The sequence below is a fragment of the Streptomyces sp. NPDC044044 genome, from assembly GCF_056434405.1.
This window is the reverse complement of sequence record NZ_JBWKFG010000002.1, coordinates 626,688-645,644: the sequence shown is the minus strand read 5'-3', so window position 1 is coordinate 645,644 and position 18,957 is coordinate 626,688. Positions and strand designations below refer to the sequence as shown.

The window sequence follows — 18,957 nt, the reverse complement described above, 5'->3', positions numbered from 1 at the left end:
GGTGGCGAGGAGGACGCGTGGCAGGCGACGGGCTCAAGGAGGAGATCCGGGCTCGGATCGGCGAGGTGCGGGATGAGCTCGTCGGGCTCAGTCGGCTGATCCACGCCCATCCGGAGATCGCGTTCGAGGAGCGGCAGGCCGCCGCCTGGTGTGCGGACGTGCTGCGCGGGCACGGCTTCGCGGTGACCGCTCCGGCGTACGGGCTCGAGACCGCCTTCGAGGCGACCGTGGGGTCGGGGCCCGTGACCGTCGCGCTGGCCTGCGAGTACGACGCGCTGCCCGGCATGGGGCATGCCTGCGGGCACAATCTGATCGCGGCGGCGGGCGTGGGGGCCGCGCTCGGCCTTGCTCCGGTCGTCGATCAACTGGGGCTGACCGTGCGGGTGTTGGGCACTCCCGCCGAGGAGAGCGGTGCCGGGAAGGCACTGTTGCTCGACGCCGGGGCCTTCAAAGGGGTCGACGCGGCGATGATGGTGCATCCGTGCCCGTTCGAGGTGGCCGACTTCCATTCGTACGCGATGGGGGCGCTCTCGGCGACGTACACGGGCAAGTCCGCGCACGCCACGCTCAACCCGCAGGACGGGCGGAACGCGGCCGACGCGCTGACCGTGGCGCAGGTGGCGCTCGGGCTGTTGCGACAGCAACTGCCCGGGGACTGGAAGGTGCACGGCATCACCACCGAGGCCGGGACGGCGCTCAACGCGATTCCCGAGCGGGCAAGCGCGGCGTACGCGCTGCGGACGCCTTCGGTGGAGGAACTGCGCGAGCTGCGGGAGCGGGTGGCGGACTGCTTCCGGGCGGGGGCGCTCGCTGCCGGGTGCACGGTGGAGCTCGAGCAGCCCGCGCCCGACTATCTCGACTTCCGGTCGGACGCCGGTCTCGTCGCGCTGTGGGAGGCGAACGCGCGCGCCCTGGGGCGGCCCGAGCCGCAGCGGCGCGGGCCCTTCGCGTCCACGGACATGGGCAACGTCTCGCACGTCGTGCCCTCGATCCACCCCGTCCTCGACATCAGCGGGGGCGGCTGCGGCCCGCACCAGCCGGAGTTCGCCGCCGCGGCCGCCACGCCCCTCGCCGAACAGGCCCTGATCGACGGGGCCGTGGGGCTCGCGTGGACGGCCGCGGACTTCGCCGTCAGCCGGTCGGCGATTTCGTAGTCGCCGTCGTGGTCGCCGTAGTGGTCGCCGCGGTGGTCGCCTTTGCGGACGGCACGACCACCGGCGAGCCGTCGCCCGGCGCCTGGAGGATGTCCGCGTCGATCCCGTACAGCTCCTTGACCAGCTCGGCGGTCACCACCTCGCGCGCCGGGCCGTTCGCGACGATCTTGCCCGCGTTCATGGCGATGACCGTGTCGGCGTAGCGGGCCGCGCTCGCGAGGTCGTGCAGGACCATGACGACGGTGCGCCCCGCCGCGGCCACCTCCCGTACCAGGGAGAGGACTTCGACGGCGTGCCCGAGGTCCAGGGCGCTGGTCGGCTCGTCGAGGAGCACGATCGGCGTCTCCTGCGCGAGGACCATCGCAAGCCAGCACCGCTGGCGCTGACCGCCGGAGAGGTGGTCGAGGCGCCGCGTGGCGAGCTCCGTGGTGCCGGTCGCTTCGAGTGCCCCGCGCACGGCGGCCTCGTCCTCGCGCGACCACTGGCGGAACAGGCCCTGGTGGGGGTGGCGGCCGTAGCGGACGAGTCCGGCCACGGTGACCGCCTCGGGGGCCTGCGGCGACTGGGCGAGCAGCGCGATGCGATGGGCGGCGCGGCGCTGGGTGAGCCGCCACACGTCCTCGTCCCCCGCGTGCACCGTGCCCGAACTCGGCTTGTGGAGGCGGGACATGGAACGCAGGAGCGTCGACTTTCCGCAGCCGTTGGGGCCGACGATGGCGGCGACCTGTCCGCTGGGGATGGTCAGGTCGACGCCGTCCACGGCGGCCGTGTGGCCGGGGTAGCCGGAGGTGAGCGCCTCGACGGTCAGTTGCACGGGGTCAGGCCTTTCCGGTCTGCTCGGAGTTCTTGCCGAAGAGGACCCACAGGAGGAAGGGTCCGCCAAGGACGCTGGTGATGACGCCGACGGGGATCTCCACGGGGGCGACGACGCGGCCGAGCGCGTCGGCGGCGCCCACGAGGGCCGCACCGACGAGGGCCGAGCCGATGACCGGGACACGGGTCGGGCCGCTCAGCCGGGTGGCGACGACGGGTGCGGCGAGCGCGACGAACGCGATCGGGCCCCCGATGCCGACGGCCACACCGGACAGGGCGACGGCGAGCGCGAGGGTCACGGCGCGGACGCGGCGGACGTTGACGCCGAGGGTGGACGCCATGTCGTCGTCGAACCGCAGGAGTTGGAGGCGGCTGCCCGCGACGAGGGAGAGCGGGACGAGGACGAGCAGGACGAGCGACAGGGGCGTGCCGACGCTCCAGTCGCGGCCGCTGAGCGAGCCGACGGTCCAGAGGAAGACGCCGCCCGCGGTGTTGTCGTTCTCGCGGGACATGACGAGGTCGGTGACGGCGCCGATGACGGTGGAGACGCCGATGCCGACGACGAGGATCCGGTATCCCCCGCTGCCCGCGCCGCCCGCGCAGGCGACGACCACCATGGCCGCGGCGGCGGCACCGAGCGGCCCGAGCCACCAGTCGCCGATCATGCCGGTGGACGAGCCGACGACGGAGGCGACGACGGCCGCGGTGGCGCCTTCGTTGACGCCGATGATGTCGGGGGTGGCGAGGCGGTTACCGGCGAGCGTCTGGGTCAGGCACCCGGCGATGCCGAGCGCCGCGCCGACCATGAGTCCCACCGCGATGCGCGGGAGCCGGAAGTCCTGCACCAGCATGACGGTGGCGGAGTCTCCGGTTCCGAGCAGTCCGGAGAGGCTGTCGGAGAAGCTCATCCCGGTGGAGCTCGCGAAGGTGGCGAGCGAGACGACCGCCGCGATGACCAGCGTGAGCCCGACGGCGGCGAGGGCGCTGCGGTAGGGGAAGAGCCAGGAGAAGGCGCCGACGCGTACGGCGGTGGAGTCGGGCGGGGTGATGTCGGCCGGGGCCACCTGCACCGCCTCCGGAACCCCTGCCTCCGGTGTCTCGTGGGTACTCACGCGGCGACCCCCGCCGTGGACATCCGCTGCGACCGTGCGATCCAGATCAGCAACGGGCCGCCGATGAAGGCGAGAAGCACGCTCACGGGGGTCTCCCAGGGGCGGATCACGACCCTGGCGAGCAGGTCGGCGGCGATCATGACGTTTGCCGCGACCAGCGCGGAGAGCACCAACTGGCCCGCCATCCGGGGACCTGTGACAGCGCGCGCGGCGTACGGGGCGAGCAGGCCGAGGAAGGCGATGGGTCCCGCGAGTGCGACCGCGGAGCCCGCGAGGAGCGTCACCGCCGCCGCGACGATCAGGCGGATCCGCCCCGGGTGGTGGCCGAGCGAGCGTGCGCTGTCATCGCCGAGTGCGAGGGCGGACAGCGGCCGTACGCAGCAGAAGGCGATCAGGAGGCCGGCCGCGATCAGCGGGATCAGGGGGTACGTCTCGGAGGTCTTGATGCCGGCCAGCGAACCGATGGTCCAGTAGCGGTAGGTGTCGAAGGTCGACTGCGTGCCGAGCAGGACGTACGAGGTCATGCCGTGGAAGGTCGCACCGAGCGCCGATCCGGCGAGGACGAGCCGCAGTGGCGAGCCCGCGGCCCGCCCGGACGCGGCGAGCAGGAGCACCACCGCGCTCGCGGCCATGCCGCCGACCAGGGCCCACACCAACACGCCGTACGCCGAGGTCACTTCGAAGTACGTGAGACCGATCACAACGCCCAGCGCCGCGCCCGAGTTGACCCCGAGGAGGCCCGTCTCGGCGAGCGGGTTGCGGGTGACCGCCTGCAGGAGGCAGCCCGCGGCGCCGAGGGCGACGCCGACCAGGGCGCCGGCGAGCGTACGCGGAAGGCGTACGTCCATCACGGCGAGCCGGATCTGGGCGTCGGCCCGCGCCGACGGATCCCCGGTGAGGAAGTCCCAGGCACGGCCCATCGGCGTCGCCCCCGACCCGACCAGGAGCGAGAGGAGGCCGAGCAGCAGAAGCAGGACAACAAGGGCGGCAGCCGCCCACAGCGTGGGGCGATGCATCTTCGCCAAGCCCGGTATCGGAGGTCTGGATCCGGACGTTGGGACCCGCCCCTCTTGCGCAACCAACATGAAGTTAGCCTAACCTAACCTTGACCTGGAGCCCCGGTTCGGGGTGTGGCCGAACTCCCTGTTCATTCAGGGCCGATTCGCCATGCCCTGACACGGCCAGGGATAACCCTTATGTCCGGCCTGACCCCCGGACTACAGAAGCATGGAGATCACGGACATGTCCTCGAACCACTCCCCGCGCACCCGGCTGACCGCGGTTGCGGCCCTCACTCTGGCCTCCGCGCTCACCCTCTCCGCCTGCGGTTCGGACTCGTCCGACGACAACGGCTCCGGATCGGGCGACAAGGCCAAAAACGCCGCGAAGGACGTCACCGTCACCGACGCCTCCGGTGCGGAGGTAAAGGTTCCGGCCAATCCGGAGAAGGTCATCGCGCTGAGCGAGATGGACCTGGACTCCGCCCTCGCCCTGAAGGTCAAGCCCGTCGGCCTCTCCGCGGGCCGCGGCCAGAAGGGCGCCCCCGAGTACCTGAACGACCAGGCCAAGGACATCCCCGTCGTGGGCGCGGTCACCGGACCCGACATCGAGAAGGTCCTGCAGGCCAAGCCGGACGTCATCCTCGCGGGCCAGCTCGCCGACCAGCAGGTGCTCAAGCAGCTCAAGGCGATAGCCCCGACGGTCGTCACGATCGACAGAACCAAGGACTGGAAGAAGTCCCTGGAGATCACCGGCGAGGTGCTCGGCAAGTCCAACGAGGCGACCGCGTTCCTCAAGGACTACGACACCAAGGCCGCCGCCGCGAAGAAGAACCTCGGCGACAACGCGGGCGCGAGCGTCTCCGTGGCGCGCTACTCCGCCAAGGGCACCGCCGTCATGCAGCAGGGCGTGTTCATCTCCGACGTCCTCAAGGACCTCGGCTTCAAGCGACCCGGCATCCAGAACAAGAAGGGCGAGGGCCACTCGACGCCGCTCAGCGACGAGGACCTGAAGCAGATCGACGCCGACTGGCTGTTCATCGGCACACTCGCCTCCGCGGGCCCGGACGCCGACCTCTTCAAGGAGCTGAAGGGCAAGGCCGCGTACAAGCAGCTCGACGCGGTCAAGAAGGACCACACCACCGAGATCGACGGCTCGAAGTGGACCAGCCTGGGCGGCCCGCAGGCCGCCGTCTCCGTCCTTGAGGACGTCGAGAAGGCGATGGGCAAGTGACGTCCGGCATAGCCGACCTCGAGCTCGCGGGACGGGTGGCCCTGGTCACCGGCGCGGGCCGGGGGATCGGACAGGCCGTGGCCCGCGCGCTCGCCGAGCGCGGCGCGCGGGTCGTCGCCGCCGACCGGTCGCCCGACGTCAAGGAGCAGGCACAGGTGACTCGGGGCGGCCGCATCACCGGCATGGTCCTCGACGTCACCGACTCGGCCGCCGTGGACGCGGCGTTCGACGAAGTCGAGCGCACCGTGGGGCCGTTGGACATCCTCGTCAATGTGGCGGGCATCCTCAGGCCCGCCCCGGTCGTCGAACTCACCGACACCGACTGGGCGGACACCTTCGCCGTCAACACGAACGGCGTCTTCCACACCTCGCGCGCCGCGGCCCGCCGCATGACGGCGCGGGGCAAGGGTTCCATCGTGACGGTCGGTTCGAACGCCGCCGGGGTGCCCCGCACCCAGATGGCCGCGTACGCCGCGTCCAAGGCCGCCGCCACGATGTTCACCAAATGTCTCGGTCTTGAGGTCGCCCGCGACGGCGTGCGCTGCAACGTCGTCTCGCCGGGATCCACCCACACCGACATGCAGCGGCAATTGTGGACCGGCGACCACGACGAGGCCGCCGCCCGGGTCATCGACGGCGACCCGTCCTCGTACCGGGTCGGCATCCCGCTCGGCCGGATCGCCGATCCCGCCGACATCGCCGACGCGGTCACCTTCCTGGTCTCCGACCGGGCCCGGCACATCACCCTGCACGACCTGTACGTGGACGGCGGCGCCACCCTGCGCGCCTGAAAGCCGCGCCGCCCTCCCCTACTTGACGAGGAGTCATCCGTGACACCCCCCAACGACGTGGTCGCAGTCGCCGCCCCCACCACCCCCGGGGCCGTCGGCGCGGCGACCGCGCTGCTCGACGCCTACCGACCCGGCGACACCCGGTTCTTCGCGTCGCCCACCCGCACCCTCCTCGCCCACGGCACGGCCGCCGAAGTACCGCACGACGAGCGGCCGTTGACGGAGCGGGTCACCGCCACCCTCGACGCGCAGCGACGCGCGGGCAACCAGGCCCCGATCGTGGTGGGCTCCATCCCCTTCGACCCCACCGCGCCCGCCGTGCTCGCCGTGCCCGAGGCGGCCCGCTGGGCGCCCGCGCTGCGCACCGACCCGCTCGTCGCGCTGCCCACTCCCCCGCCCGCCACGGCCGGCGGCTGGCAGCTGCGCGAGGTCCCGTCGGGCGCTCAGTACGCCGCGTCGGTCGAGGCCGCCGTGGCGCGCATGAAGAGCGGCGAGTTCGACAAGGTCGTCCTCGCCCGCACCCTGGAGCTGTCCACGGACAGCCCGCTCGACCTGCCCGCGATGCTCCAGCGCCTGGCACGGCGCGACCCGCGCGGCTACTCCTTCGCCGTGCCCACGGGCGCGGGCCGCACCCTCATGGGCGCGAGCCCCGAGCTGCTCGTGTCCCGGCACGGCAACCGCCTGACGGCCAACCCTCTCGCCGGTTCGACGCCCCGCTCGGCGGACCTCGCCGAGGACGTGCGCCGGGCCGCCGCGCTGCTCGAATCGGCGAAGGACCTGCACGAGCACGCCGTCGTCGTGGACGCCGTGCACAAGGCACTCGCCCCGTTCTGCGGCGACCTCGACGTTCCGGAGCGGCCCACCCTGGTCCGCACCGCCACCATGTGGCACCTGTCGACGACCGTCACCGGCGAGCTGGCCGAACCGACCACCTCCGCACTGGAGTTGGCATCCGCCCTGCACCCGACTCCGGCGGTCTGCGGTACCCCTACCGGGCACGCCCGTGGCGTGATCGGCGAGCTCGAGCCCTTCGACCGCGGGCACTACACCGGCATGGTGGGATGGAGCGACGCGCGCGGCGACGGCGAGTGGGTCGTCACCATCCGCTGCGCGGAGGCCGAGGAGACACGGAGCGGCGGCGGACAGCTGCGGCTCTTCGCGGGCGCGGGCGTCGTGGCCGACTCCTCGCCCGAGGCCGAACGGGCCGAGACGGGCGCCAAGTTCCGTACGTTCCTGGATGCGGTGGGGGTCGACCGATGACGACGACGGACAGCCTTGGGGCGGACAGCCGCCAAGACGCGCCGCCCATCCCGGAGGTCTTCGCCGAGCGCTATCGCGCCGCGGGCTACTGGCGCGGCGAGACGTTCGGCGGCATGCTCCGCGAGCGGGCCGAGGCACACCCCGCCCGGGTCGCGATCACCGACGGGGACCGGAACTGGACGTACGGCGAACTCGACGTACGCGCCGACCAGTTGGCCGCAGGGTTCATCGCCCGCGGCATCACCAAGGGCGACCGGGTCGTCGTCCAGCTGCCGAACGTCGCCGAGTTCTTCGAGGTGATCTTCGCGCTCTTCCGGATCGGCGCCCTGCCGGTCTTCGCGCTGCCCGCTCACCGCGAGACGGAGATCCACTACTTCTGCGAGTTCACCGAGGCCGTCGCCTACGTCATCCAGGACCGGGTCGGCGGCTTCGACCACCGTGACCTCGCATCGAAGATCCGCGCCGAAGTGCCCACGCTGCGCGACGTGTTCGTGGTGGGCGAGCCGGGCGAGCACACGGCCCTGGCCGACGTGCCGCGCGAGCCGGTCGAGATCGACGGCCCCGAGCCGTCCGACCTCGCGTTCCTCCAGCTGTCGGGCGGCAGCACCGGCGTGCCCAAGCTGATCCCCCGCACCCACGACGACTACATGTACTCGCTGTGGGGCTCGAACGAGATCTGTGGCGTGACGGAGGACTCCGTCTTCCTCGTCGCGCTGCCCGCCGCCCACAACTTCCCGCTGTCGTCGCCCGGTTCGCTGGGTCTGTTCTACGCGGGCGGCCGTGTCGTGATGTGCCCGCAGCCCGACCCGGACACCGCGTTCCCCCTCATCGAGCGCGAGCGCGTGACGATCACCGGTCTCGTCCCGCCGCTCGCCCTGGTCTGGACGGACGCGGGGCGCTCCACCCCGTACGACATCTCCAGCCTGGAGGTGCTCCTCGTGGGCGGCGCGAAGTTCAGCGAGTCGGCCGCGCGCCGTGTCGCCCCCGCGCTCGGCTGCACCCTGCAGCAGGTCTTCGGGATGGCCGAGGGCCTGGTCAACTACACGCGTCTGGACGACCCCGCGGAGACCATCGTCACCACGCAGGGCCGTCCGATCTCCCCGGACGACGAGATCCGCATCGTCGACGACCTCGACCAGGACGTGCCGGAGGGCCAGGCGGGCCATCTGCTGACCCGCGGCCCGTACACCATCCGCGGCTACTGGCGCGCCCCCGAGCACAACACGCGCTCGTTCACCGCCGACGGCTTCTACCGCACCGGCGACATCGTGAGCCGCACCCCCACCGGGCATCTGGTGGTGGAGGGCCGGGCGAAGGACCAGATCAACCGCGGCGGCGAGAAGATCGCGCCGGAGGAGGTCGAGAACATCATCCTCGCCCACCCGCACGTCCATGACGTGTCGGTCGTCGCCGTCCCCGACGAGTACCTGGGCGAGCGGACCCTCGCGTACGTGATCCTGCGCGCCGACGCCGAACCGCTGAAGCCCGTCATCATCAAGAAGTTCGTGCGGGAGCGCGGGCTCGCCGCGTACAAGGTCCCCGACCGGGTCGAGTTCGTGACCGCCTTCCCGCAGACCGGCATCGGCAAGATCAGCAAGAAGGACCAGCGGACGACCGCCGCCGCTCCGGGCGGCTGACCTCCGCCCGCTGCGGGCAGCTGACCCCTGCCCGGCGGCACCCCCGATCCACCCGGCTTTCCTGAGTTCCCGAAAGGCTCCAGACATGGCGCTCCCCGCCGTCACGCCGTACCCGATGCCCTCGTCCGAGGAGCTGCCCGACAACCGGGTCGCGTGGACCATCGACCCGCAGCGGGCGGTGCTGCTCGTCCATGACCTGCAGAACCACTTCCTGACCGCCTACACCCCCGACACCTCGCCGACCACCGAACTCCTGGCCAATGTGGGCGAGTTGGCGAAGGCGGCCCGCGCGTCCGGCATCCCCGTCCTGTACTCCGCGCAGCCGGGCGGTCAGTCGCCGGCCGAGCGCGGCCTGCAGCAGGACTTCTGGGGCCCCGGACTGCCCGACGACGAGCACGCGAAGGCGATCGCGGGCCCGGTCGCGCCGGAGCCGGGCGACACCGTGCTCACGAAGTGGAAGTACAGCGCGTACGTCCGCACCGACCTCGAGGAGCGCATGCGGGCGGCGGGCCGGGACCAGATCGTCATCGTCGGCGTGTACGCCCACATCGGCGTCCTGATGACGGCCGCCGACGCGTGGATGCGTGACGTGCAGGCCTTCGTCGTCGCCGACGCCGTCGCCGACTTCTCCCGCGAGGACCACGACATGGCGCTGCGCTACGCGGCAGGACGATGCGCGGTCGTCACCACCACCGACACGGTTCTGAAGGGGATCTGACATGGCGCTCAGCGTGGAACTCATTCGGGCCGACGTCGCCGATGTCCTGGGCGAGGACCCGGCCGACGTCCCCGTCGACGAGAACCTCGTCGACTACGGCCTGGACTCGGTGCGCATCATGTCGCTCATCGAGCGCTGGCGCCGCGACCACGGCATCACCGCGACCTTCGTGGACCTGGCCGAGCAGCCCGCCATCGAGGCCTGGGCGCCGATTCTGGGAGCCTCCGCATGAGGCTCACCGCTGCCCAGTCGGGCATGTGGTTCGCGCAGGCGCTCGACCCCGGCAGCCCGGCCCAGAACACGGCCGAGTGCCTGGAGATCCACGGCCCCATCGACCCGTCGCTCTTCGCGCGGACGCTGCGTCAGGTGGTGTCCGAGGCCGATGCCCTGCGCGTACGGATCATCGAAGGGGCCGACGGGCCGAGCCAGTTGGAGGTCGTCGACCCGACGCTTCCACTGAAGGTGCGCGATCTGCGCACCGCGGCCGACCCGGACGCCGACGCGCAGGCGTGGATGCGCGAGGACCTGGCGACGCCGTTCGACCTGGCGGCGGGGCCGCTGTTCGCGCACGCGCTGTTCCGCGTCGACGACGAGCGGTGGCTGTGGTACCAGCGGGTGCACCACATCGTGATGGACGGCTTCGGCTACTCGCTGCTCGCACGGCGCACCGCCGAGATCTACACCGCGCTCGCCGCGGGTGAGACCCCGCCGGAAAGCCCCTTCGGGCGGCTCGACGATCTGGTCGCCGAGGACACCGCGTACCGCGCGTCGGAGACGTTCGACGCCGACCGCCGCCACTGGGACGGCGCCTTCGCCGACCGCCCCGACGCACCCAGCCTCGCGGGACGCACCGCGCTGCCGTCCCGCACCTTCCACCGCCGCAGCGCCCGCCTCTCCCCCGAGGCGACCGCACGGCTGCGCGAGTCGGCGTCCTCGATGCGGGCGACCTGGCCGGAGGTGCTCGTCGCCGCGCAGGCCCTGTACGTGTCGCGGGCCACCGGCTCCGCCGAGGTGGTGCTCGGCCTGCCGATGATGGGCCGCATGGGTTCGGTGGCGCTTCGCGTGCCCGGCATGGTGATGAACGTGCTGCCGCTGCGCCTGACCGTGACCCCGCAGGCCACCTTCGCCGAGCTGACCCGGCAGGTGGTGCTCGGCCTCCGCACCGCCCGCCGTCACCAGCGCTACCGCTACGAGGACATCCGCCGGGACCTGGGCCTCCTCGGCGAGGGCCGGTCCCTGGTCGGGCCGCTGATCAACGTCATGCCGTTCGACTACGGCCTGACCTTCGCGGGCGCCCGCACGGACGCCCACAACCTGTCGGCGGGCCCGGTCGACGACCTGACGGTCAACGTCTACGACCGCGCCGACGGCAGCGGCCTGCGCATCGACTACGACGGCAACCCCGCCCTGTACGAGCCGGAGGAACTCGGCACCCACCAGGCGCGGTTCATGGAGCTCCTGGAGCGCATCGCGGAGGCAGGACCGCACACCCCGCTGGCCGAGCACACGATCGCCCGCCGCGTCGAACTCTCCCTTGTGGTCGACGAGTTCAACGCCACCGCGCATCCGGTGCCGCCCACCACGCTGATCGGCCCGATCGAGGGCCAGGCGGTCCGCACCCCGGACGCCACCGCCCTGGTCTTCGGCGACCAGGAGCTGACCTACGCCGAGCTGAACGCCCGCGCCAACCGGCTCGCCCACCACCTCATCGAGGCCGGCGTCCGACCGGGCGCGCTCGCGGCGGTCGCCGTGCCCCGCTCCCTCGACCTGGTGATCACGCTCCTGGCGGTGCTCAAGGCGGGCGGCGCCTATCTCCCGCTCGACCCGGACTATCCGGCGGACCGCCTCGCGTACATGCTGGACGACGCGGGCCCGGCCTGCGTGATCGCCGACCGCGCCGACCGGGTGCCCGCATCGGGTGCCCCGCTCGTCGCCCTGGACAGCCTGGACACGACTTCGTACGGCGCGTACGACCCGCCGCGCGCGCTCACCCCGCACCACCCCGCCTACGTCATCTACACCTCCGGTTCGACCGGCCGCCCCAAGGGCGTCGTCGTGCCGCACTCGGCGATCGACAACCGGCTGCGCTGGATGCAGGGTCAGTACGAACTCGCCCCGGGTGACCGGGTGTTGCAGAAGACGCCGTCGGGGTTCGACGTGTCGGTGTGGGAGTTCTTCTGGGCGCTGCGGGTGGGTGCGACGCTCGTCGTCGCCGAGCCCGGCGGTCACAAGGACCCGGCGTATCTCGCGCGTGTGATCCGCGAACAGGACGTCACGGTCTGCCACTTCGTGCCGTCGATGCTCCAGGTGTTCCTGTCCGAACCGGCCGCGGCGGACTGCGGTGGCCTGCGGCACGTCTTCTGCAGCGGCGAGGCGTTGCCGCGCGAGACGGTCCGGGAGTTCGGGCGCGTGCTCGACGGCGTGCCGCTGCACAATCTGTACGGTCCGACCGAGGCCGCCGTCGACGTGACCTACCACCCGTGTGCGACCGACGCGGACGGCCCGGTGCCGATCGGCAAGCCCGTCTGGAACACCCGCCTGTACGTCCTCGACGCGGCGCTCCAGCCGTGCCCGCCCGGCATCCAGGGCGAGTTGTACCTGGCGGGGACGCAGCTGGCGGCCGAGTACCTGGGGCGGCCCGAACTGACCGCCTCCCGATTCGTCGCCGATCCCTACGGCGCTCCCGGCACCCGCATGTACCGCACGGGCGACCTGGCGCGCTGGACCGAGCACGGCGAGATCGAGTACCTGGGCCGCACCGACCACCAGGTGAAGCTGCGCGGCCTGCGCATCGAACTGGGCGAGATCGAGGCCGAGTTGGCCGCAGACCCGGCGGTGGGCGCGGCCAGCGTCCTGGTCCGCGAGGACCGGCCGGGCGACCAACGGCTCGTCGGGTACGTGACGCCCCCCGACAGCGGGACCGTCCCCGACCCCGATGAGCTGCGCACCCGGCTCGCGCTCACGCTGCCCGACTACATGGTGCCGGGCGCGATCCTCGTCCTCGACGACTTCCCGCTCAGCCCGAACGGCAAGCTGGACCGCCGCGCCCTGCCCGCCCCCGCCTTCGAGGGGTCGGCCGACGGCGGCCGTGTGCCAAGCGGCCACCGCGAGGAGACGCTCACCCGGCTCTTCGCGGAGATCCTCGGCGTGCCCCAACTCGGCGTGGAGGACGCGTTCTTCGACCTCGGCGGCACCTCGCTCCTGGCGGCCCGCCTGGTCTCCCGGGTCCGCGACACCCTGGGCGCCAAGCTCACCATCGGCACGCTCTTCCAGGCGCAGACCCCGGCGGCGCTCGCCGCCCACCTGGACGCGGACCACAGCCAGGCCGACCACGCCCTGGACGTGCTGCTTCCGCTGCGCGCCGGCGGCGACCGCACACCGCTGTTCGCCTTCCACCCGGCGGGCGGCATGAGCTGGTGCTACTCGGGGCTGCTCTCGCGCCTGGACCCCGGTCAGCCGGTGTACGGCCTCCAGGCGCGCGGACTGCACGGCGAGGGTGAACTCCCCTCCACCATGGAGGAGATGGCGGCCGAGTACGTCGCCGCCCTGCGCGCGGTACGGCCGCACGGCCCCTACCGGCTGCTCGGCTGGTCGGTGGGCGGCGTCCTCGCCCACACGGTCGCCGTGCTGCTCCAAGAGGCGGGCGATGAGGTCGAGTTGCTGGCGCTGCTCGACGCCTATCCGTCCGACCAGTGGCGGGACTCGGCGGTCCCTGCGGAGGCGGACGCCCTGAAGGCGCTCCTGCGGATGGCGGGCTACGACCTGACGGACGAGCTGACCCGCGAGGACGTCCTGGCCACGCTGCAGCGCGAGGGCAGCGCCCTTGCCGGGCTCCCCGACCGGACACTGTCGGCGGTGCTCGACATCGTGGTCAACAACGCCCGCCTGATGCGCGAGCACGATCACCGCGCCTTCGACGGCGACACCCTGTTCTTCACGGCCTCCGCGCCGCGCGCCGAGGACTGGCTGACGAGGGAGGCCTGGGCGCCGTACGTCAGCGGCTCGATCAGCAACCACGACGTGGACTGCCTGCACCCGGAGCTGACCCAGCCGCGCCGCCTCGACGAGGTGTGCGCCGTCCTCGCCACCCGTCTCAAGGAGCTGGACCACGCATGACGACCACACCCGGCCCCTTCGACCCGGTCGACACCGGCACCGGCACCGGCACCGAGCCGACCCATCTCGTCCTGGAGAACGCGCTCGGCGAGCACTCCTTGTGGCCGGTCTTCCGCAGCGCGCCGGAGGGCTGGACCGCGGTGTACGGCCCGGAGACGTACGGCCGCTGCGTGGCCCGCCTCCAGGATCCGCCCGCGTGACGGAGATCCAGCTCGTCCGCCCGGCCCCGCTCGACGTGTCGCTCCTCGACGCCGACGAGCGGCGCCGGGCGGCGACGTTGCGGCGCCCTGCGGACCGGGAGCTGTACGCGGCGGCGCACTCGGCGCTGCGGCGGCGGCTCGGCGCGCACCTTTCCGTGGACCCGGCGGCGGTGGATCTTGTGCGGCTGCCGTGCCCGCTGTGCGGCGGCCCGCACGGCCGTCCTGCCGTGGCGGGAGGAGCGGGCCCGCACTTCTCGCTCTCGCACACGGACGGTCTCGCCCTGCTGGCCTTCGCGGACCGGCCGGTCGGCGCCGACGTCGAGAAGCTGCCGTCCGCGGGTGTGCTGGCCGACGTGACGGCGTCCCTGCACCCGAGGGAGCGGGCCGAACTGGCACAACTCCCCGCCATCGAGCGCCCGTTGGCCTTCGCTCGCTGCTGGACGCGCAAGGAGGCGTGCCTCAAGGGGACGGGTGAGGGGCTGGCCGGCGGCGGGATGGCGTCGCTGCTCGTGGGGACGGGGGCCGCACCCCTCGCCGTCCAGGGCTGGACGGTGCGGGACGTGACCGTCCCCGAGGGTTACGCGGCGGCGGTGTCCGTCGCGGACCGGACGCCGAGCAGCCCGACGAGTCCGTCCGCGAGCTCGGTGCGCCAGCACAGGTAGTCGTGCCCGCCGTTGAACTCGCGGTACACGGCGTCGTCGTACCCCTTCTCGCGCAAGGTGGCGCGCAGCCTGCGCATGGCGGGCAGCGCGACCCACTCCTGCTCACCGGCCGAGAGCCAGAACCGCACCGGCAGCCTCTCGCTCGCGGCGATGCGCCCGGTCAGCCACTCGGAGCTCTCCAGGTCGGGCCCGTCGGGCCACCAGAAGGACCCCGACTGCGCGAGGACACGGCCGAACCGCTCCGGCGCGAGGACACCCGCGTACGCGGCGGTGAGGCCACCGAGGCTCTGGCCCGCGACGACGGTCCGTGCGGGATCGCCGGTCAGGGAGAGCCGTTCGCCCGCCCAGGGCAGCAGCTCGGTCTCCAGGAATCCGATGAACCGTTCGTTGCAGGCGAGTTCGGCCCAGCGCTGGTCGGCGCTGAGGGATTCGGGCAGCAGGGCGACCAGGGGCGGGATGCGGCCGTCGGCGATGAGATTGTCGAGCAGGGCCGCGACGTCCAGGCCCGGCTGCCACATCTCGCCGTCCATGAGCACCAGGACGGGCAGGTCGCGACCGCCGCCCGGCGGCTCGTACAGGTGCACCTGCCGCTCGTTGCCGAGCAGTTCGCTGCGGACCGTGTGCGTGCTGACGGTGCCGCGCGCGACGTCGTCGCGACGCTGCCAGTCGTCGCCGGCCGGCGCCTGCGGCAGCTCGACGTACGAGACCGGCTCACCACCCCAACGCCGGGCAAGAACATGTGAGTTGAGCGGATCGGTCCGCTGCTGCTGCCGCAGCCAGGGCCAGTACGCGCCGTCCGCCGGCGGGGCGTCCCCCTCGTCCACGCAGAGGCTGTAGGTGGCGCGCCAGTCCGTGCGCATCCGGACCGACCAGTGCCAGATGTCCGTGCCCGGCACCCGCTCCATCAGATTGCCGGACAGGTCACGCGGGTCGACGATCTTGTTCGGCAGCACGAGGACGGCGCGGGTCCCATCCGTGCCGCGCCACAGGAAGGTGACCACTCGGTGCCCCTCGTCCCCCAGCGGATCGGGCTCGACGACGGGCGTACCGCCGCACGCCCGCACCTCACCCCAGAAGTCGCCCCGCTCCACGGCCCGCGCCACCCACGCACTGTCCGTGCGCTCGACGGGCAGCGGCCGCGGGATGCGGGGCGGCCGACGGGTCGCCCCGACGGGAGGAGCGGTGAGCGGCATCGGGAGGCCTCCTGGGGGTCACTGCGAACGCATAGCTAAGGGTGACCTTACTTGAGCTGGTCACCCCTGCGTCGACCAGGGCCGGGCCGCGCCCGCCCGCGCCGAGGCCACCGGTACATTGCCGCTTATGTCGATACCGAACCCTCAGCCCAACCAGCCCGGCCAGCCGAATCAGCCCAATCCGTACCAGCAACCCCCGAATCCCTATCAGCAGCCTCCGGGCGCCGTGCCCCCACAGGGGTACGGTCAGCCGCCGGGCCCGTACGGACAACAGCCGGGCCCCTACGGCCAGCCGCCCGCCCCGCCCGCGCCCCCGTCAGGGCCGCGCAGGCCCACGCCGGGCTGGGTGTGGGGAGTCGGCGGCGTCGTGGTCGCGTCGGCCCTGTGGGCGGGGGCACTCTTCGCCACCGGCAACCTCGGCTCCGACAGCGGGGGCGGCGGCTCCGCCGAGGCGGACCTCGCCGGCTACCAGTACACGAAGGACCTCTGCGACGTCTCCCCGCTGGACGCCTTCAAGAAGAAGTACGAGATCGACTCGGACTCCACGACGATCACCGACTACACCTCCCGGCAGAAGGCGTTCGACCAGAGCTACTGCAGCCGCAAGCTCAAGGACCCGGACGCGTCCGCCGACTCCTATTCGAGCATCTTCGTCTACTCCACCGCCCGTTGGCACAAGAAGACCGACCCGGCGGGCGACTTCGCCTCGGAGCAGAAGGCGTACGAGGACCAGTCGCAGAAGACGTACAGCTACAAGACCAAGGCCGTGAGCGGCATCGGGGACGAGGCGTTCCTGGTGACCGAGACCAGCGGCACGGGCGACGACGACCTCAACGGCATGACGCTCGCCGTGCGCGAGGGCTGGTTCACGTACCAGATGCACTGGAGCTCGTACGCGGGCACGGACGACAAGTCCGAGCCGCCGACCGCGTCGGAGGTCGAGGAGATGCTGAAGTCCGACACCCGCGCGGCGATGGACGGGCTCAAGAAGTGAGGGACGGAGTCGAGGAGTCCTGACTCAGCGGGTGGGCGGAGCCGGGCGGACGAGGCCCGACTGGTAGGCGATGACGACCAGTTGGGCGCGGTCGCGGGCGTCGAGCTTGGTCATGGCGCGCTGGACGTGGGTGCGCACGGTCAGCGGGCTGACGAAGAGCGCGTCGGCGATCTCGGCGTTGGACTTCCCCTCGGCGGCCAGGGCCATCACCTCGCGCTCACGGGCGGTGAGCGACGTGAGGCGTTCGGGCGGCGCCAGGTGGCCGCCGGGGTCGGGGGCGGCGAGGAAGCGGGTGATGAGGGCGCGGGTGGCCGACGGGGAGAGCAGGGACTCGCCCGCGACCACCGTGCGGATCCCGCCGAGGAGTTCGTCGACGCCCACGTCCTTGCCGAGGAATCCGCTCGCTCCCGCGCGCAGGGCCTTGGCGACGTACTCGTCGGTCTCGAAGGTCGTGAGGATGAGGACGCGCGTGGCGGCCAGGTCCGGGTCGGCGCAGAGCCCGGCGGTCGCGGCGAGGCCGTCCGTGCCGGGCATGCGGATGTCCATGAGGACGAGGTCGGGACGGTGGGTCCGGGTGAGTTCGACGGCTTCCTCCCCGTCGGCGGCCTCGGCGACGACCTCCATGTCGTCGCAGGAGTCGATCAGGATGCGGAAGGTCGCCCGGAGGAGGGCCTGGTCGTCGGCGAGGAGGACGCGGATGGTCATGTGGCGCTGTTCTCTTCCGGGTTACGGGGATGCGACGGCAGTTCGGCGACGACTTCGAAGCCGCCTTCGGGACGGTGACCCACGTGCAGGTGACCGCCGACGGAGTGCACCCGTTCCCGCATGCCGATGAGGCCGAAGCCGTGACCGGCGGCGGGCGCGGTGGGAGCCGTGGGGCGTCCGTCGTCGGTGACCTTGAGGGTCAGGCCGTCGGGGGCGTGGGCGAGGTGGACGTACGCCGTCTTCGTGTCGGCGTGTTTGCTGACGTTGGTGAGTGCTTCCTGCACGATCCGGAATGCTGTCAGATCGACAGCCGCCGACAGCTGCCGCGGCTCGCCCTCCGTGGTGACGGTGACCGTGAGTCCGGTGGACGCGAACGAGGCGGTGAGGTCGTCGAGTCGGGCGAGTCCTGGTGAGGGCTCCAGAGGCGTTTCGGTGTCGTTCGCCTGGCGCAACAGGCCGACCGTGGCCTTGAGTTCGCGCAGCGCGGACGCGGTGGTGCCCGTGAGGTCGGTGAGGATCCGCTGCGCCTGGTCGGGGTGGGTGCGCGCGAGGTGCGCCGCCGTACCGGCCTGGGCGTTGGCCAGGGTCAGGTGGTGGGCCACGACGTCGTGCAACTCGCGGGCGATGCGCAGCCGTTCGGCGTGCGCGGCGCGGGCCTGCAGGGCCTCCAGATAGGCGCGGCGCAGCTGGACTCCGCTGCCGAACATGGCCGAGAGCAGGACCCAGGCGATGGGGTTGAGCGTCTTCAGGAGGGGCGAGTCGTTGACGGGGTCAGCGAACAGGGCGGTGGCCCCCACCAGCACGGCGACGCCGAGCGTGTACCACCGGGTGGTCTTCCGGTCGGCGCAGGCGGCCAGCCAGTAGAGCGCCGACATGACCGGGCCGAGGAGCAGCGGCGTGAGCAGGAAGCCCATCGCGCTGGCGCCCATGGCGCAGACCGTGGTCACCGCGACAACGGTGCGGGGACGGCCGCGCTGCCACAGCAGGGCCGTGCACGCGACGGCCGAGATCAGCACGCCGGTCCACCATCTGGGCCGGTCGGAGGGGTCGGTGGTGCTGAGCATGCTGCCGGAGAACGAGACGCCGAACAGCAGCAGCGCCACGGCCGCGTCGGCGGCGCGGGGGTGGGTCGCCGCGTGGCGCTGCCATCTGGTGAGCATCGTGTTCTCCGATCAGGGTGCTTGAGCCATGGTCCGCGACGCGGCGGCCTGACGTGCGCAGGGCCGCCCGTGTCCCGCACGAGCGGCCCTGCGTCTGCGCTGCCCGGCACGAGCGGCTCTGCGCCCGCCCTTCCCGGCACGAGCAGCCCTGCGCCCGCCCTGCCCGGCACGGGCGGCCCTGCGCCTGCGCTGTCCCGCACGGGCGGCCCG

General features: G+C 72.4%; 17 protein-coding genes. 11 read left to right on the top strand and 6 right to left on the bottom strand.

All coding sequences use genetic code 11. The annotated features are described in order from the left end of the window. Nucleotides 1-17: 17 nt before the first annotated feature. Entirely contained in the window at nucleotides 18-1,154 is a 1,137-nt protein-coding gene (locus AC07AG_RS08805) for a M20 family metallopeptidase (RefSeq protein WP_478753253.1), read from the top strand. Here the strand turns inward: AC07AG_RS08805 and AC07AG_RS08800 are convergent. The 3 genes from AC07AG_RS08800 to AC07AG_RS08790 are packed head-to-tail and all read right to left on the bottom strand — an operon-like array spanning nucleotide 1,132 to nucleotide 4,095. Then, nucleotides 1,132-1,968, bottom strand: a complete 837-nt coding sequence (locus AC07AG_RS08800) for an ABC transporter ATP-binding protein (protein ID WP_478753251.1) — start codon at nucleotides 1,966-1,968, stop codon at nucleotides 1,132-1,134. The two genes, AC07AG_RS08805 and AC07AG_RS08800, sit on opposite strands and share 23 nt — an antisense overlap. Before the next feature lie 4 nt (nucleotides 1,969-1,972). Further along, nucleotides 1,973-3,079 carry a FecCD family ABC transporter permease gene (locus AC07AG_RS08795; RefSeq protein WP_478753249.1) on the bottom strand — a complete coding sequence of 369 codons (1,107 nt, stop codon included), beginning with the start codon at nucleotides 3,077-3,079 and terminating at the stop codon, nucleotides 1,973-1,975. Beyond that, nucleotides 3,076-4,095, bottom strand: coding sequence for a FecCD family ABC transporter permease (locus AC07AG_RS08790; RefSeq protein WP_478753945.1), 1,020 nt, complete (start codon nucleotides 4,093-4,095; stop codon nucleotides 3,076-3,078). Before AC07AG_RS08790 ends, AC07AG_RS08795 begins: the two co-directional genes overlap by 4 nt. A gap of 226 nt (nucleotides 4,096-4,321) precedes the next feature. On the opposite strand from AC07AG_RS08790, the gene AC07AG_RS08785 reads away from it, so the two are divergent. The 9 genes from AC07AG_RS08785 to AC07AG_RS08745 all read left to right on the top strand — a co-directional run bounded on the left by AC07AG_RS08785 (nucleotide 4,322) and on the right by AC07AG_RS08745 (nucleotide 14,695). Next, complete coding sequence (locus AC07AG_RS08785; protein ID WP_478753247.1) at nucleotides 4,322-5,311, top strand: ABC transporter substrate-binding protein; 990 nt, start codon at nucleotides 4,322-4,324, stop codon at nucleotides 5,309-5,311. Then, entirely contained in the window at nucleotides 5,308-6,102 is a 795-nt protein-coding gene (locus AC07AG_RS08780) for a 2,3-dihydro-2,3-dihydroxybenzoate dehydrogenase (RefSeq protein ID WP_478753245.1), read from the top strand. Before AC07AG_RS08785 ends, AC07AG_RS08780 begins: the two co-directional genes overlap by 4 nt. A 39-nt stretch (nucleotides 6,103-6,141) precedes the next feature. After that, nucleotides 6,142-7,362 (top strand): isochorismate synthase DhbC, encoded by a 1,221-nt coding sequence (gene dhbC / locus AC07AG_RS08775; RefSeq protein ID WP_478753243.1) that lies wholly within the window; start codon nucleotides 6,142-6,144, stop codon nucleotides 7,360-7,362. Then, on the top strand, nucleotides 7,359-8,999 hold the full coding sequence (locus tag AC07AG_RS08770) for a (2,3-dihydroxybenzoyl)adenylate synthase (RefSeq protein WP_478753241.1): 1,641 nt from the start codon (nucleotides 7,359-7,361) through the stop codon (nucleotides 8,997-8,999). The genes dhbC and AC07AG_RS08770 overlap by 4 nt, the downstream gene beginning before the upstream one ends. 85 nt (nucleotides 9,000-9,084) lie before the next feature. Then, entirely contained in the window at nucleotides 9,085-9,717 is a 633-nt protein-coding gene (locus AC07AG_RS08765; RefSeq protein WP_478753240.1) for an isochorismatase family protein, read from the top strand. A 1-nt stretch (nucleotide 9,718) separates the two neighbouring features. Next, complete coding sequence (locus AC07AG_RS08760; RefSeq protein ID WP_478753238.1) at nucleotides 9,719-9,949, top strand: phosphopantetheine-binding protein; 231 nt, start codon at nucleotides 9,719-9,721, stop codon at nucleotides 9,947-9,949. Then, nucleotides 9,946-13,833 (top strand): amino acid adenylation domain-containing protein, encoded by a 3,888-nt coding sequence (locus tag AC07AG_RS08755; protein WP_478753236.1) that lies wholly within the window; start codon nucleotides 9,946-9,948, stop codon nucleotides 13,831-13,833. The genes AC07AG_RS08760 and AC07AG_RS08755 overlap by 4 nt, the downstream gene beginning before the upstream one ends. Continuing rightward, nucleotides 13,830-14,033: an MbtH family NRPS accessory protein gene (locus tag AC07AG_RS08750; protein WP_478753234.1), complete on the top strand. Its 204-nt coding sequence runs from the start codon at nucleotides 13,830-13,832 to the stop codon at nucleotides 14,031-14,033. The genes AC07AG_RS08755 and AC07AG_RS08750 overlap by 4 nt, the downstream gene beginning before the upstream one ends. Continuing rightward, on the top strand, nucleotides 14,030-14,695 hold the full coding sequence (locus AC07AG_RS08745) for a 4'-phosphopantetheinyl transferase family protein (RefSeq protein ID WP_478753232.1): 666 nt from the start codon (nucleotides 14,030-14,032) through the stop codon (nucleotides 14,693-14,695). The genes AC07AG_RS08750 and AC07AG_RS08745 overlap by 4 nt, the downstream gene beginning before the upstream one ends. Here the strand turns inward: AC07AG_RS08745 and fes are convergent. Continuing rightward, nucleotides 14,611-15,888 carry an enterochelin esterase gene (fes, locus tag AC07AG_RS08740; RefSeq protein ID WP_478753231.1) on the bottom strand — a complete coding sequence of 426 codons (1,278 nt, stop codon included), beginning with the start codon at nucleotides 15,886-15,888 and terminating at the stop codon, nucleotides 14,611-14,613. The two genes, AC07AG_RS08745 and fes, sit on opposite strands and share 85 nt — an antisense overlap. Nucleotides 15,889-16,015: 127 nt before the next feature. Here fes and AC07AG_RS08735 point away from each other — a divergent pair, with 127 nt between their 5' ends. Beyond that, a complete protein-coding gene (locus AC07AG_RS08735) occupies nucleotides 16,016-16,882 on the top strand; it encodes a hypothetical protein (RefSeq protein WP_478753229.1) in 867 nt (288 codons plus the stop codon). A 24-nt stretch (nucleotides 16,883-16,906) separates the two neighbouring features. Here AC07AG_RS08735 and AC07AG_RS08730 read toward each other — a convergent pair whose 3' ends face one another. Further along, nucleotides 16,907-17,587, bottom strand: a complete 681-nt coding sequence (locus AC07AG_RS08730) for a response regulator (RefSeq protein ID WP_478753227.1) — start codon at nucleotides 17,585-17,587, stop codon at nucleotides 16,907-16,909. Next, nucleotides 17,584-18,747: a sensor histidine kinase gene (locus tag AC07AG_RS08725; RefSeq protein ID WP_478753226.1), complete on the bottom strand. Its 1,164-nt coding sequence runs from the start codon at nucleotides 18,745-18,747 to the stop codon at nucleotides 17,584-17,586. Before AC07AG_RS08725 ends, AC07AG_RS08730 begins: the two co-directional genes overlap by 4 nt. Nucleotides 18,748-18,957 lie beyond the last annotated feature (210 nt).

Coding starts and splice junctions, on each gene's coding strand:
- AC07AG_RS08790 (WP_478753945.1), bottom strand. CDS start 4,095: ATGCATCGCCCCACGCTGTGGGCGGCTGCCGCCCTTGTTGTCCTGCTT.
- AC07AG_RS08785 (WP_478753247.1), top strand. CDS start 4,322: ATGTCCTCGAACCACTCCCCGCGCACCCGGCTGACCGCGGTTGCGGCC.
- AC07AG_RS08770 (WP_478753241.1), top strand. CDS start 7,359: ATGACGACGACGGACAGCCTTGGGGCGGACAGCCGCCAAGACGCGCCG.
- AC07AG_RS08765 (WP_478753240.1), top strand. CDS start 9,085: ATGGCGCTCCCCGCCGTCACGCCGTACCCGATGCCCTCGTCCGAGGAG.
- AC07AG_RS08760 (WP_478753238.1), top strand. CDS start 9,719: ATGGCGCTCAGCGTGGAACTCATTCGGGCCGACGTCGCCGATGTCCTG.
- AC07AG_RS08755 (WP_478753236.1), top strand. CDS start 9,946: ATGAGGCTCACCGCTGCCCAGTCGGGCATGTGGTTCGCGCAGGCGCTC.
- AC07AG_RS08750 (WP_478753234.1), top strand. CDS start 13,830: ATGACGACCACACCCGGCCCCTTCGACCCGGTCGACACCGGCACCGGC.
- fes (WP_478753231.1), bottom strand. CDS start 15,888: ATGCCGCTCACCGCTCCTCCCGTCGGGGCGACCCGTCGGCCGCCCCGC.
- AC07AG_RS08735 (WP_478753229.1), top strand. CDS start 16,016: ATGTCGATACCGAACCCTCAGCCCAACCAGCCCGGCCAGCCGAATCAG.
- AC07AG_RS08730 (WP_478753227.1), bottom strand. CDS start 17,587: ATGACCATCCGCGTCCTCCTCGCCGACGACCAGGCCCTCCTCCGGGCG.
- AC07AG_RS08725 (WP_478753226.1), bottom strand. CDS start 18,747: ATGCTCACCAGATGGCAGCGCCACGCGGCGACCCACCCCCGCGCCGCC.